The organism is Streptomyces altiplanensis (genome assembly GCF_053591575.1).
In genome coordinates, this window is the sequence record NZ_JBSFUB010000037.1 from 50455 (window position 1) to 64554 (window position 14100).

The following is a 14100-nucleotide window of genomic DNA, read 5'->3' on the forward strand; positions in this document are numbered from 1 at the left end:
CATGGACGCGGCAACGCGGCTGCGGCCCCGGCGCGACCGTGCGCTCGGGGACCGCATGGCCCGGTCCGCCGCCGCCACCGCGGGTGCGGGGCTGCGGACCGAGGAGATCGGTCCCTGGCTCGCCGAACGCCGCAGGGCCCACCGCTTCCAGGTCGACCGCATTCCGTTCGACCGGCTGGACGGCTGGTCGTTCGAGAGGACGACGGGCAACCTCAGGCATCGCACCGGCCGGTTCTTCACCGTCGAGGGCCTGCACGTGAAGGTCTCCGAGGGGCCGGTCCGGGAGTGGCACCAGCCGATCATCAGGCAGCCCGAAGTCGGCATACTGGGCATCCTGGTCAAGGAGTTCGACGGTGTCCTGCACTGCCTGATGCAGGCCAAGATGGAGCCGGGCAACCCCAACCTCCTCCAGCTGTCGCCCACCGTGCAGGCCACCCGGAGCAACTACACGAAGGCGCACAAGGGCGCCGATGTGAAGTACGTCGAGTACTTCACCGAGCCCGGCCGGGGCCGTGTGCTGTCGGACGCGCTCCAGTCCGAACACGGCTCGTGGTTCTTCCGCAAGAGCAACCGGAACATGCTCGTCGAAGCCCTCGGCGACGTGCCGCCCGACGACGACTTCTGCTGGCTGACCCTCGGACAGATCGGCGAGCTGCTGCGCCGGGACAACGTCGTCAACATGGACGCCCGTACCGTCCTGGCCTGTGCCTCGTCTCCCGCCACGGACACCTACGCGCTGCACTCCGACACGGAGCTGCTCTCCTGGTTCACCGTGGAACGCGCGCGCCACGACGTGTCGGCGGAGCGGGTCCCCCTCGCAGACCTGACCGGCTGGGTCCGCGACGAGCACTCCGTCCGCCACGAGGCCGGGCGGTACTTCGACGTCGTCGCGGTCGCCGTCCAGGCCGGCAGCCGCGAGGTCACCGGCTGGACCCAGCCGCTGATCGAGCCGTGCGGAACGGGTGTCACGGCGTTCCTGTTCCGCCGCTTCGGCGGCGTACCGCACCTGCTGGTGCACGCCCGTGTCGAGGGCGGGTTCCTCGACACCGTCGAACTCGGCCCCACGGTCCAGTACACACCGGAGAACTACGCCCATGTGACGGGCTCCGCCCGTCCGCCCTTCCTCGACACCGTGCTCGGCGCGGACCGGTCCAGGGTGCGCTACGAGGCACTGCACTCGGAGGAGGGCGGCCGCTTCCTCAACGCCCAGAGCCGCTATCTCTTCGTCGAGGCCGACGAGCACGAGGCTCCGCTCGACCCTCCTGCGGGCTACCGCTGGGCGACACCGGGCCAGCTGACCGGGCTGCTCCGCCACAACCACTACCTCAACGTCCAGGCGAGGACTCTGCTGTCCTGCCTGACCACGGGAGCGGTGCGGCTCTGATGGAACCCGTACGCATCGGCGTCCTGGGCTGCGCCGACATCGCCCGCCGCCGCATGCTGCCCGCGATGACGGCCTGTCCGGACGTCGACGTCGTCGCGGTCGCCAGCCGGCGGGAAGCGGCGGCGGCCGAAACCGCGAGCCGTTTCGGATGCCGGCCCGTGCACGGTTACGCGGCGCTTCTCGAACGTCCGGACATCGACGCCGTCTACGTCCCGCTGCCGACCGCCCTGCACGCCCGGTGGGCGCGGGCGGCCCTCGACGCCGGCAAGCACGTCCTCGCCGAGAAGCCGCTCACCACCGACCCCGGGCTCACCGAGGAGCTGGTCGTACTGGCCCGGAGCACCGGACTGGTGCTGATGGAGAACGTCATGTTCGTCCACCACTCCCAGCACGCGGCGGTACGCCGGCTCGTGGCGGACGGCGCGATCGGCGAACTGCGGGCCGTGCACGCCGCGTTCGCCGTGCCCCGGCTGCCGGTGCACGACATCCGCCACCGTCCGGAGCTCGGTGGCGGCGCGCTCCTCGACACCGGCGTCTATCCGCTGCGCGCCGCCCTCCACCACCTCGGTGAGGATCTGCGGGTCGTGGGCGCCACCCTCACCAGCACAGCGGGGCACGCGGTCGACACCGCGGGCACGGCGCTGCTGACCACCCCGGAGGGCGTCGCCGCCCAGTTGTCGTTCGGCATCGACCACGCCTACCGCTGCGTCTACGAGATCTGGGGCAGCGAGGGCCGGATCACGGTCGACCGGGCGTTCACTCCCCCCGCCGGCCATGTGCCCGGGGTACGGCTGGAGCGCCGGGCCGGCACCGAGCAGGTGCGGCTGGCGCCGGACGACCAGGTCCTGCGCACGGTCGAAGCGTTCGCCGGCGCGATACGTACCGGAGCGGACGCCGCCGGAGTGTCCGTACGCCAAGCGGTGCTGCTGGACGAAGTGCGTCGGCGCGCGATGCGGTACTGACCGGGCCCGCCGCCCCGTCACGGCGCAGCGCCGCGGGCGGCCGTCCCAGCGAACGCCGGTCCGCGTCTTCGGCCTCGGCCTCGACCGAGGTCGAGGTCGAGGTCGAGGTCCCGGGGTGCTGCAACGGGCAGTCCTCAGCAAGGCAACAGGAGATGAACCGACCATGATCCTCGTGACCGGCGCGACCGGAAACATCGGAAGCGCTCTCCTGGAGGGGCTGCGCAGGGACGGCGTGCGGCCCCTGCGGGGACTGACCCGGGACGCCGCGCGGGCCGGGTTCCCCGACGGCGTGGAGGCGGTGGAGGCGGACCTGGCCCGGCCCGCGGCGCTCGGGAACGTGTTCAGCGGCGTGGAGGCCCTCTTCCTGGTGACGGGGATCTGCACCGAGGCAGCGGTGGTGCACGCCGCCCGGCGGGCAGGGGTACGGCACGTGGTCCTCGTGTCGTCGATCACGGCCCAGACCCACCCCCACCTGCCTGCCGCACAGGAGAACCTGGCCGTCGAGGGCGCCCTGCGCACCAGCGGTATGGAGTGGACGATCCTGCGGCCGACGCAGTTCGCCTCCAACACGTTGCTGTGGTCACAGTCCATCCGCGACCAGGCGACGGTGCACGCCCCCTACGCCGACATCGGCCTTCCCACCATCCATCCCGCGGACATCGCCGACGTGGCGCGGGCGGCGCTGACCGAGCCGGGCCACACGGGCCGGGTCCACGCGCTGACGGGCCCCGAGCGCATCTCGGCCCGGCAGCAGACGGCCGCCATCGCGGAGGCCATCGGCCGGGAACTGTCCTTCAACGAGATCGGCCACGAGGAGGCCCACCGGCGGATGACCCCGTTCCTCGGGGCTCAGACCGCGGCCGCCGTGCTCGACCTGCTCGGCGGCGACGTCAACGGCGAACTGCTGAAGGTGCGCGGCACGGTCGAGGAGATCACGGGGTCCCCCGGCCGTACCTTCCGGCAGTGGGCGACGGAGAACGCGGCAGCGTTCGGCGCCGTATGAGGGCCGGCCGAGCCGCGCGGCAAACGTCCCGCAGGCCCGGTCGTCGAAGAGGGCACACCCGGCTTGCTCGCTCCGGGCCCGTCGGCGACGCGCGAGGACTCGCGGCAGCAGGACTCCGGCGGGGAGGAGCCGGCGGCGTCGGCGTGCTGTCCGGTGGTGTCACCGCGCCCCGGCGTGACGGCTGACTGTCATGGGCCGGTCCTCCCGGAACGCAGCCGCCGCCAGACCGCCTTCGCCGCGTTGTGCCCCGACATCCCGTGCACGCCCGGTCCCGGCGGTGTCGCGGACGAGCAGATGAAGACCGCCGGATGCGGCGTCGCGTACGGGAAGAGGGACACCTTCGGCCGCAGCATCAGCTGAAGTCCCGTCGCCGCGCCGCACGCGATGTCCCCGCCCACGTAATTGGCGTTGCGCCGCGCGAGCTGCGGCGGCCCGGCGACGGCGCGCGCGAGCACCCGGTCGCGGAAGCCGGGCGCGAAGCGCTCGATCTGGCGCTCGACGGCCCCCGTCAGGTCGCCGTCCCAGGCGTGCGGGACATGCCCGTACGCCCAGAAGACGTGCTTGCCCTCCGGGGCGCGGGAAGGGTCGACCAGGCTCGGCTGAGCGGTGATCAGAAACGGTGTCTCGGGAGGTGTGCCGCTCGCGGCCTGCTTCAGCGCGGTGCCGATCTCCCGGCTGCTCGGCCCGACCTGGACGGTGCCGGCCCGCCGGGCCTCCTCGGCCGTCCAGGGCACCGGCCCGTCCAGTGCGTAGTCGATCTTGAACACACTCGCGCCGTACCGGTACTTCTCGTACGTCCGCCCCAGACCGGCGATGCGCGCCAGCGCGGTGGGCGAAGTGTCGAAGACGTACGCGCGCGCGGGCGGCAGGTCGTCCAGCCGCTTCACTTCGTATCCGGTGTGCACCACGCCGCCGAGATCGCGCAGGTACGCCGCGAGCGCGTCCGAGATCGACTGCGACCCGCCGCGCGGCATCGGCCAGCCGCCGGCATGCGCGGCCAGCGCGAAGACCAGTCCCACCGCGCTCGTCGCGAGGCCGCCGAGCGGCGCGATGACATGCGCGACGAGCCCGGCGAAGAGCGCCCGCGCCCTGTCGTCCCGGAACCGGCGCATCAGCCAGGTGCTGGGCGGCAGTCCGTCGACGCCGAACCGGGCCAGGGTGACCGGATCGCGCGGCAGCGCGCTCAGCGGCAGCGACATGAAGTCCCGGGCCAGCGTGTCCCACTTCCCCGCGTAGGGCGCGACCAGCCGCCGGTACCTCCCGGCGTCGTGCGCGCCGAAGGAAGCGGCGGTCTCGGCCACCGACCGCGACAGCACCGCGGCGGTGCCGTCGTCCCACGGGTGGGCCATGGGCAGTTCGGGATGCAGCCACTCCAGCCCGTACCGGTCCAGCGGCATGGCCTTGAAGGCCGGCGATCCCGCGCCGAGCGGGTGTACGGCGGAGCAGGGGTCGTGCCGGAACCCGGGCAGCGTGAGCTCCTCGGTCCTGGCGCCTCCCCCCACGGTGTCCAGCGCCTCGAACAGCTGCACCGAGAAGCCCCGGCGGGCGAGTTCGACAGCGGCGGTCAGTCCGTTGGGCCCCGCCCCTACGACGACGGCATCGAGCATCGACGGCACCTTCGGACTCCTTCGTCAGCCGATGGCCAGAAGCCTCGGGATGTTCGGCCTCAGGATATTCCCGGCTCCGGGGGCGGGGACGGCGGGAGGGGGACAGTCCCCGGCACCGCTCCCGCCGGTCCCGGCGCCCGGCACCGCCCCACCGCTACGCCCCGCCCCTCAGAAGTCCGGCCACCCGCGCGACCGTGGCCGCGTCCCGCGCGGCCGTGAACGGCAGTGCGTTGCCCCCCGACAGCCGGAACCGCTCCCCCGCCACCGTCGTGTGCGATCCGCCGGCCTCCTCGACCAGCAGCAGCCCCGCCGCGTGGTCCCAGGCCAGCTCCCAGGAGAACGCCACCGCGTCCAGGTCCCCCCGCGCCACCGCGAGGTACTCCAGCCCGGCCGACCCGCAGGGCCGCGCGTCGACGCCCTTGACGTTCAGCCCGAGCAGCGCCGTCTTCTGCTGCTCCGTCGTGAAGTCGGGGTGCGAGGTGGCGACCCGCAGTGTCGCGCCCGTTCCCGGCACCCCCGCCCGCAGCACCTCGTCGTTCAGCCGTGCCCCGCCGCCCCGCACCGCCACGGCCATCTCGTCGAGCACGGGCGCGTACGTCCACGAGGCGAGCACCTCGCCCCGGTGGGCGAGGGCGACCAGCGTGCAGAAGCCCGCCTCCCCGCGCACGAACTGCCGGGTCCCGTCCACCGGGTCCACGATCCACACCGGCGCGTCGCCCCGCAGCGCGTCGTACACCGCCGGGTCCTCGTGGACCGCCTCCTCCCCCACGACCACGGAGCCGGGCAGGAGCCGGGTCAGGGACGCGGTGAGGTGCTCCTCGGCCTGCCGGTCGGCAATGGTGACCAGGTCGTGCGGCCCGGTCTTCTCGACGATCTCGTGCGCGGCGAGCTGCCGGTACCGCGGCAGGATCTCGGCGGCAGCCGCCTTGCGCAGGGCCTCTTCGACGTCGGGCAACTTGTCATCGATCATCATGCTTCCAGCAAAGCACGACCCGCTGACAACACCGACAACCCGTGGTGCCGTCACCGCCCGACCGCGTAACCCTGCATTCCCCTGGGGTTCGCCGCGGCGGAGAGCACGCCCGTCCCCGGGTCCCGCGCGACCGCGCACAGCCGCCCCTCCGACCACGGCCCGCCGACCGTCACGTCATGGCCGCGACGCCGCAGCTCCTCGACGACGTCCGCGTCCATGCGCGACTCGACGGTCACGCTGCCCGGCCGCATTCCGCGCGGGTAGAAGGAGCCGGGAAAGGAGTCGTTGTGCCAGTTGGGCGCGTCGATGGCTCCCTGCAGGTCGAGACCGCCCCGCACCGGGGGCGCCCCGAGCGCGACCGCGAGGAAGAAGTGGAGCTGCCACTGGTCCTGCTGGTCGCCGCCGGGCGTACCGAAGGCCATCACCGGCACCCCGTCCCGCAGGGCGAAGGAGGGCGTCAGAGTCGTACGCGGGCGCCGTCCCGGCGTGAGCGTGTTCGGCAGCCCCTCGTCCAGCCAGGCCATCTGGAGCCGCGTGCCGAGCGGGAAGCCCAGCTCGGGCACGACCGGGTTGGACTGGAGCCAGCCGCCGCTCGGTGTGGCCGCGACCATGTTGCCCCAGCGGTCGACGACGTCCAGGTGGCAGGTGTCGCCACGGGTGGCGCCGTCCTTGGCGACGGTCGGCTCACCGGCGCCCGCCGCGGCCGTGGCGCCCGTGGCGCCCGTGGCGCCGAAACCCGGCTCCCCGGCGGCGACGGCGAGCGCGTGCGCGCCGAGCACGGGCGTACGCCCGTCCGGGCTGCCGGGCCGCAGCTCCAGCGACGCCCTGTCCCCCACGAGGGCGCGGCGCCCGCTGTTGTACGACGCCGAGAGCAGCGCGTCGACCGGCACCTCGGCGGCGTCGCCGTACCAGGCCTCCCGGTCGGCCATCGCCAGCTTGCACCCCTCGATGAGCAGGTGCACGTACGCGGCGGAGCCGTGGGCGGGCAGCTCGGGCGGCAGCAGCGCGAGCTGCTGGAGGAAGGCGAGTCCCTGGCTCCAGCCGCCGGCCTTGCACAGCGTCCAGCCGTTCCAGTCGTACGTGGCGGGCGCCTCGTACGTCGCGGACCAGCCGGCCAGGTCGGCCGCGGTCAGCGTCCCCGTGTGCCGGGCGCCGCTGGTGTCCAGCGTGGGGCGGGCGGCCTGCCGTACCAGCGCCTCGGCTATGAACCCCTCGCGCCACACCGCACGCGCGGCGTCGATCTGCGCCGCGCGGCCGGTGCCGCCCGCCGCCTCGGCCTCGGCGATCACGCGGCGCCAGGTGGCGGCGAGAGCGGGGTTGCGGAAGAGCTCGCCCGGAGCGGGCGCCCTGCCGCCCGGCAGGTACACCTCGGCGGACGAGGTCCACTCCCCCTCGAAGAGCGCGCGCACGCTCTCCACGGTCTCGCCGACCCGTTCGACGGGGGCGTGCCCGTCCTCGGCGTACCCGATGGCGTACCGCAGCACCTCGCCGAGCGACTTGGTGCCGTAGTCGCGCAGCAGAAGCATCCACGCGTCGAACGCCCCCGGCACGGCGGCGGCCAGCGGCCCGGTGCCGGGCACGAGGCCGAACCCCAGGGCGCGGTAGTGGGCGGCGCTCGCGCCCGCCGGCGCGGTCCCCTGCCCGCAGAGCACCCGCACCGGTGCGCCCGCCGGTGCCAGGATGAGGGGCACCTCGCCCGCGGGCCCGTTGAGGTGCGGCTCGACGACGTGCAGCACGAAGCCGGCGGCGACAGCGGCGTCGTAGGCGTTGCCGCCGTCCTCCAGGACGGCCATCGCGGACTGCGAGGCGAGCCAGTGGGTGGAGGACACCATGCCGAAGGTGCCCTGGAGGGTGGGGCGGGTGGTGAACATACGACCTCTCACCTCGCTGTCCGGGCCGTCGGCCGGTTGCGTCGGCCCTCAGGATCCGCTGAGTTCCGGTGATCCGGAAGAAGCCGGTCCGTGGGTTTTCCGACACGGGCCGCGGGTGTGTCCGTTCCGGCCACGGCGACCGCGCCACCGAGGGCCCCGGTTGCCCGCGGTGTCACGGCCGCCGGCCCGCGCCGCCGGCCGCCGCCGGGGTCAGGCGGACACCGTCCCGGCGGACGGCCCGCTCGCGGCGGAGAGCGCCTGCTTCTCCGCCCGGCGCAGGAGCGCCGCCGCGAACAGCCCTCCGAGGAGCACCGCCGCCGCACCGGCCAGCTGGCTGGTCTCCACGCCGGAGGCGAAGGCGTCTGTGATCCGTTGCCGTTCGTCCTCGGAGCCGGCCGCGCCCAGGGCGGCCGGGAGCGAGGCCGCCGAGACCGGTATGAGCGCGGCGAAACGGGAGTTGAGCACCGCGCCGAGAACGGCGACACCGAGGCCGTTGCCGAACTCCGTGACGGTGCCCTCGATCCCGGCGCCGATGCCCGCCTTCTCGCGCGGTATCGCGTTCAGGACCGCCACCGCCATGGCCGGGTTGGCGAGCGCGCAGCCCATGCCCATCAGGACCAGCCCGCCGAGCATCGCCCCGTACCCGAAGCCCCGTGCGCCCAGCACCGCGACGGACGCCAGGCCGGCCGCGAGCAGTCCCATGCCGAGGGCCACGGAACCGGGGATGCCCAGGGCGCGGCTCGCGCGGGCGGCGACGCCGGTGAAGTTCAGCAGGACGACGGTCAGGGCGAACGGGGCCGTGCGCAGCCCCGCCTCCAACGGCTCGTACCCCAGCACGAACTGCAGCTGCTGCGTGAGCAGATACAGGGCTCCGCCGCTGCCGAAGGTGATCAGCAGCGCTCCGGTGATGGCTCCGGTGAAAGTGCGGTCCCGGAAGAACCCGAGGTCGAGCATGGGGTGCGGGGTGTGGTGTTCCCACCGTACGAAGGCGGTCGCGGAGGCGGCGGCGAGGGCGGCGCCCACGAGGACCGGGCCCGAGGCCCAGCCGTGTTCGGGCCCCGCGATGACGACGTAGACCACGGACGCCATGCCGATCGTGGACAGCAGCGCGCCCGGGAGGTCGGGCCGGGCGCTGCGCGGGGCGGTGCTCTCCGGCACCAGGATGCCGGCCGCGACCACGCCGAGCACCACGACCGGCAGGTTGACCAGGAAGAGTGCCCCCCACCAGAAGTGGGCGAGGACCACCCCGCCGACCAGCGGCCCGGCGGCGAAGCCCAGTGCGTTGACGGCTGCCCAGATGCCGATGGCCCGGACGCGTTCCGGCTCGGGGAAGACCTGGAGCGCCACCGCGAGCGTGGTGGTCAGCAGCAGCGCCGCCCCCACCCCCATCCCGGCCCGGGCGGCGATCAACTGGCCGGTGGTCTGGGCGATTCCGGCGGCCAGCGAGCCGAGGCCGAACAGCACCAGTCCGGTCAGGAGCATCTTCTTGCGGCCGTAGCGGTCCGCCGCGCCGCCCGCGGTGAGCAGCAGGCCGGACTGGACGAGCGCGTAGGAGTTGATGATCCACTGGACGTCGGCGGCGGAGGCGCCCAGGTCCCGGGTGAGGGTCGGGACGGCGACGTTGAGGATGGTGTTGTCGAGGATCACCACGAGCTGCGCCAGGCAGATCACGCCCAGGATGAGCCAGCGTCTGGGGTGCCCCTGGTCGCTGTGGGGCGTCTGCTCGGTCATGGTTGTCATGGAACTCCCTCGAAGATTACTTAGGTGAGCCTAACCAACCTTGTCGGGGTGTCGTGCACCAGGTCCGGTTCCGTCCCCCACGGACGCGGTGCGGCTCCGCTTCGACCCCAAGGAGTGAACGGCGGGACGTTCCCCGGGCGTACGCCGTGGGCAGTCACTGGTTCGGGCCGGCCGGCGGACCGGCGCCGCCGTATCCGTACCGACCACCGCCTCCCGGGAGCGAGCAATGACAGCGGACCGTCACGGGCAGCGCATGAGCCATACCGGCGCCGACGCCCTCCTGAGGTACGAACAAGCCGTCGACGACCTGCTCTTCTTCCGGCCGCGCGTTCTCGGCACGGCCAAGTCGGTGCTCGCGGCGTCGCCCCGGTCCGTGATGGGGCACGTCTTCCTCGCCTATCTCGGGGTGCTGGGCACGGAGGAGAAGGACGCGGCCGCGGCACGATCGGCCCTGCTCCGGTACCGGTCCGGCCTCGACGAGGACGCGCTGACACCACGCGAACGCACGCACCTCGCCGCCGCGGCCGCCTGGCTCGACGGTGACGTCCACGGCGCCGGCGCCCTGCTCGGCGACCTCACGGCCGGCCACCCCCACGACGCGCTGGCGCTGTTCGCCGGCCACCAGGCCGACTTCCTCACGGGCAACGCCCGGCGTCTGCGGGACCGCGTCGGCGGCGCGCTCGGCGCCTGGGACGAGGACGACCCGCACCGCGGTCCGCTGCTCGGCATGTACGCCTTCGGCCTGGAGGAGAGCGGGCACTACGAGCGGGCGGAACAGGTCGGCCTGGCAGCCCTCGCCCGCCACCCGCACGACGTCTGGGGCATCCACGGCGTGGTGCACACGTACGAGATGCGCGGCCGCTTCAAGGACGGAGTCCGCTTCCTCGACGCCCGCAGCGGGGACTGGGCGAACGGTACGCTCCTCAGCGTTCACCACTGGTGGCACTACGCCCTGTTCGCGCTGGAATCCGGTGACACCGCCCGCGTGCTCGACATCTACGACGCCTCCCTGCACCACGAGGGCTCTTCGGCCGTGGCGATGGAACTGCTGGACGCCTCCTCTCTGCTGTGGCGGCTGTACCTCGCGCAGAACGACCAGAGCACACGGTGGAACCGGCTGGCCGACGCCTGGGAGAGCCGCGACGACGGAGCCCACTACGCGTTCAACGACGCCCATGCCGTCATGGCTTACGTGGGCGCAGGCCGCATCACGGAAGCCGAGCGCCTGGTGCGGGACCGGCAGGGGTGGGTGGCCGGGGCAGGGCCCCGCGTCTCCAACCGGGACATGACCGCGGAGATCGGCCTCCCGGTCTGCCGGGCGCTGATCGCTTACGGGAAGGGCGAGTACGACGGGGCGGTGGACCTCCTGCTCCCGGTCCGCGACCGGCTCGGTGAGTTCGGCGGCAGCCACGCCCAGCGGGACGCCGTCCAGCGCACCCTCGTCGAGGCGTCCTTGCGCGCCCGGCGGACGGACCTCGCGCGCACGCTGCTGAGCGAGCGCATCCAGCTGCGCCCGGTCTGCCCGTACAACTGGTCGGCGCAGGCCCGCCTCGAGGAGGCCCTCGGCGATCCCGTACGCGCCGCGGCCTCCAGGGAGCGCGCCGCTGCCCAGGCGTCGGCCTGATCCCGGCTCAGCGAGTACGCGCGACGCGTGACGTTCCCCCGCGGGCGGGGGAACGTCACGCGTACGGGTGCGGACGGCGGTCAGCCGATGGTGAGGGTCCGCTGTGCGGTGATGCTCCGGGACGTGTGCGCCGTCGCGAAGGTGTACCTGCCGGGAACGAGGGTCCAGGTGCCCGACTTCCAGACGGCCAGGTCCTGTGACGCGAGGGTGAGGCTCAGCCGCTCCGAACTCCCCGGGGCGAGCGTGACCTTCCGGAAGCCGGCCAGGCGGCGCGGTTCCGCCGCGGCCGCGGCGGGGAGGGTGGCGTAGACCTGGAGGACCTCGGTGCCCTGGCGGGAGCCGGTGTTGGTGACGGTCACGCCGAGGGTGACGTTCTTGGTGCGGGGGTCGTAGGCGGCTTCGAGGGAGCCGTGCGCGAAGGTCGTGTAGGACAGGCCGTGGCCGAAGGGGAAGCGGGGCTGCTGTCCCTTGCTGTCGTAGTAGCGGTAGCCGACGGCGATGCCTTCGTCGTAGGAGACGGTGCCGTTCGTGCCGGGGTAGGCCGTGGCGGTGGTCCCCGGTCCCTGGGCCGTGTCGGCGGGGAAGGTGACCGGAAGGCGGCCGCAGGGGTCGCTGTCGCCGAAGAGGACCGCTGCCAGGGCGGTGCCCATGCCTCGGCCGCCGTACCACCCCTGGACCACGGCCTCCACGTCGTCCAGCCAGGGGGTGGCCACGGGACCGTCGGTGTTCAGGACGACGACGGTGCGCGGGTTGGCGGCGGCCACGGCGGTGATGAGCTGGTTCTGGTCGCCGGGCAGGTCGAGCCGCTCGTGGTCCATGTCCTCGCCCGCGACGCGGTTGACGAACACCACGGCGGCGTCGGCGGCCCGGGCCGCGGCCACGGCGGCGGGGATCAGCGAGCCGGGCTGCCAGCCGAGGGTGAGGCCGCAGGTGCCGGGGTCGGTGGTGGCGTTGGTGTAGGTCAGTTCGACGGTGACCGTCCGGCCCGCGGTCAGTTCGACGGTGCCCTGGAGGGGATAGTCGTAGGGACCGAGGAAGAAGCGGCGGCTGTGCCGGGTGCCGGAGACGACCGCGGTGCCGTTGATCTTCAGTGTGGTCGTTCCGGCGGGCAGCAGGGAGAAGCGGTGCAGGCCCGTGGTGGTCGGCGTCAGGGTGCCGGCCCACTTGGCCGACCACACGTCCGGCAGCCCGTCCACCGGTGCGGCGGTGAAGTCGACGGTGGCGTCGGTCCGGGTCGCGAGCGGGGTGCCGGCGGCGTCGGCGCCCGCGTAGTAGGTGCCGGTCAGGCCGGCGGCTCCGGTTCCGGTGCGCAAGGCGGTGGACGGGACCGTGGTCAGCGGCAGGTCTCCCCTGGTGCCCTGGCTGTGCGTGACCTTCGTGGAAGTGCCGGCCCGGGCGCGGATCGCGTCGAGGGGCGTGGTCCAGGTGCCCGGGTCGACGTAGGCGGAGCCGGCCACCCCGGTGAAGACGTCGGTGCCGGCCGGACCGATGACGGCAAGGGACTTCAGCGACGCGGGCAGCGGCAGCGCCTTGTCCCGGTTGCTCAGCAGCACGGTGGAGGCGACCGCCGCCTCGTGGGCGAGGCTGCGGTGCTCCTCGGTGCTGACGTCGTCGGCCGGGGCGGGTACGGGGTGGTCGAACAGACCGTTGGCGTACATCGTGACGAGGATGCGCCGGGCGGCGTCGTCGAGCCGGGAGGCCGGGACCGCCCCGTCGGTGAGGCTGCCGGCGGAGAGCTTCACTCCGGCGGGCCCGAGTCCGGCGAGGTCCATGCCGGCCCGGGCGGCGGCGACCTGGTCGTCACCGGCCCAGAAGTCCGGCACGGTGTAGCCCTGGAGGCCGATGCTCTTCTTGAGGTCGGCGAACAGCGTGGGGTTCTGCGTCGCGAACGTTCCGTTGATCTTCGGGTAGGCCATCATGACCGAAGTCGCCGGGGCCGCCGCGACCACACGGCGGAAGGGCGCCTCGTAGATCTCGTGCAGGGCCCGTTCGGAGACCCTGGTGTCGGTGAAGAAGCGGTTGGCCTCCTGGGTGTAGGCGGCGAAGTGCTTGACGGTGGCCGCCACCATCCGGCTCTGCATGCCGACGGTGAGGGCCGCGCCCAGCCGTCCGGCCAGCAGCGGGTCCTCTCCCATGGCCTCGGCCTGGCGGCCGAAGTGCCACGTCCGGATCAGGTCGACGGTGGGGCCGAGGAGGTTGTTGTAGCCCTTCGCCCGCCCTTCCGCGCCGATGGCGCTGCCGAGGCGGCCGGCCAGGTCCTCGTCGAACGTCGCCGCCTGCGCGAGCGGCACGGGGAAGGCGGTCACGCCCCGCTCGCCCCGCAGGCCGGCGGAGGCGTCGACCATGGTCAGGGCGGGGACACCGAGATGGGCGACGGCGGCGAAGTCGCACCGTACGAGGGCCTCCTTCTCGGCCGGGGTCATCCGGGCGAGCAGGGCGTCGGCGCGGTCCTGCGGGCCGGGGCCGGACGCGGCGGCCGCCCGGCCGCTCACGACGGGGGCCATGCTCATGGCCAGAGCGGTGAAGGTGGCGGCAGAGAGGAAGGTTCGTCTGTTCACAGCGGCTCTCCGGACGGAAGTGGCGGCTGCCCGACAGGCTGCCGCGGACGGAGTGGGGATGGGGGTGGGGTGGAGATGAAGGGGTGGAGAAGGGGGCGGCCGAAGGGTCAGGTCGACGGCCGCCCCGGCTGATGGGGCACGAATCCGGCGTTGCGTGACGCGGGCTGTCGCACGGGGTGCGCGAGGCGGCCGGTCAGGCGGCTTTCCCGGTGAGTCCCTCGGTGCCGAGCACGTGCTCCCCCGGGCCGAGCGCGACCGGGGCGCAGCCGGGGAGTTCGGCAGTGGCCGTGCAGCCTTCGGGCACGGTGACGCGGGCCGTCACGCCGGCGGCGGTCAGCTCCCACGACAGGGCGGCGGTTCCGTAAGGCGTCTCGTGAC

At 73.5% G+C, this 14100-nt stretch carries 10 protein-coding genes; 4 read left to right on the forward strand and 6 right to left on the reverse strand.

The window, feature by feature from the left end; genetic code table 11:
- Position 1: 1 nt before the first annotated feature.
- The 3 genes from ACWD0Y_RS18235 to ACWD0Y_RS18245 all read left to right on the forward strand — a co-directional run bounded on the left by ACWD0Y_RS18235 (position 2) and on the right by ACWD0Y_RS18245 (position 3349).
- The gene (locus ACWD0Y_RS18235; RefSeq protein ID WP_450261357.1) at positions 2-1384 is read left to right on the forward strand and encodes an NDP-hexose 2,3-dehydratase family protein; all 1383 of its coding nucleotides are present in this window, start codon (positions 2-4) and stop codon (positions 1382-1384) included.
- Complete coding sequence (locus ACWD0Y_RS18240) at positions 1384-2346, forward strand: Gfo/Idh/MocA family protein (RefSeq protein WP_450261358.1); 963 nt, start codon at positions 1384-1386, stop codon at positions 2344-2346. The genes ACWD0Y_RS18235 and ACWD0Y_RS18240 overlap by 1 nt, the downstream gene beginning before the upstream one ends.
- A 163-nt stretch (positions 2347-2509) precedes the next feature.
- Positions 2510-3349, forward strand: a complete 840-nt coding sequence (locus ACWD0Y_RS18245; RefSeq protein ID WP_450261359.1) for an NAD(P)H-binding protein — start codon at positions 2510-2512, stop codon at positions 3347-3349.
- A gap of 188 nt (positions 3350-3537) precedes the next feature.
- On the opposite strand, the gene ACWD0Y_RS18250 is transcribed toward ACWD0Y_RS18245, so the two are convergent.
- The 4 genes from ACWD0Y_RS18250 to ACWD0Y_RS18265 form a co-directional block, all read right to left on the reverse strand.
- Entirely contained in the window at positions 3538-4965 is a 1428-nt protein-coding gene (locus ACWD0Y_RS18250) for a phytoene desaturase family protein (RefSeq protein WP_450261360.1), read from the reverse strand.
- Positions 4966-5110: 145 nt separating this feature from the next.
- Entirely contained in the window at positions 5111-5926 is an 816-nt protein-coding gene (locus tag ACWD0Y_RS18255; RefSeq protein ID WP_450261368.1) for an inositol monophosphatase family protein, read from the reverse strand.
- Between the two features lie 53 nt (positions 5927-5979).
- On the reverse strand, positions 5980-7800 hold the full coding sequence (locus tag ACWD0Y_RS18260; RefSeq protein ID WP_450261361.1) for a gamma-glutamyltransferase family protein: 1821 nt from the start codon (positions 7798-7800) through the stop codon (positions 5980-5982).
- Between the two features lie 210 nt (positions 7801-8010).
- Positions 8011-9540 carry an MFS transporter gene (locus tag ACWD0Y_RS18265; RefSeq protein WP_450261362.1) on the reverse strand — a complete coding sequence of 510 codons (1530 nt, stop codon included), beginning with the start codon at positions 9538-9540 and terminating at the stop codon, positions 8011-8013.
- A 226-nt stretch (positions 9541-9766) separates the two neighbouring features.
- On the opposite strand from ACWD0Y_RS18265, the gene ACWD0Y_RS18270 reads away from it, so the two are divergent.
- Complete coding sequence (locus tag ACWD0Y_RS18270) at positions 9767-11164, forward strand: tetratricopeptide repeat protein (protein WP_450261363.1); 1398 nt, start codon at positions 9767-9769, stop codon at positions 11162-11164.
- A gap of 80 nt (positions 11165-11244) precedes the next feature.
- Here ACWD0Y_RS18270 and ACWD0Y_RS18275 read toward each other — a convergent pair whose 3' ends face one another.
- Positions 11245-13722, reverse strand: a complete 2478-nt coding sequence (locus tag ACWD0Y_RS18275) for a beta-glucosidase (RefSeq protein WP_450261364.1) — start codon at positions 13720-13722, stop codon at positions 11245-11247.
- Between the two features lie 193 nt (positions 13723-13915).
- On the reverse strand, positions 13916-14100 hold a 185-nt coding region (locus ACWD0Y_RS18280; RefSeq protein ID WP_450261365.1), incomplete at its 5' end, for an alpha-L-rhamnosidase C-terminal domain-containing protein.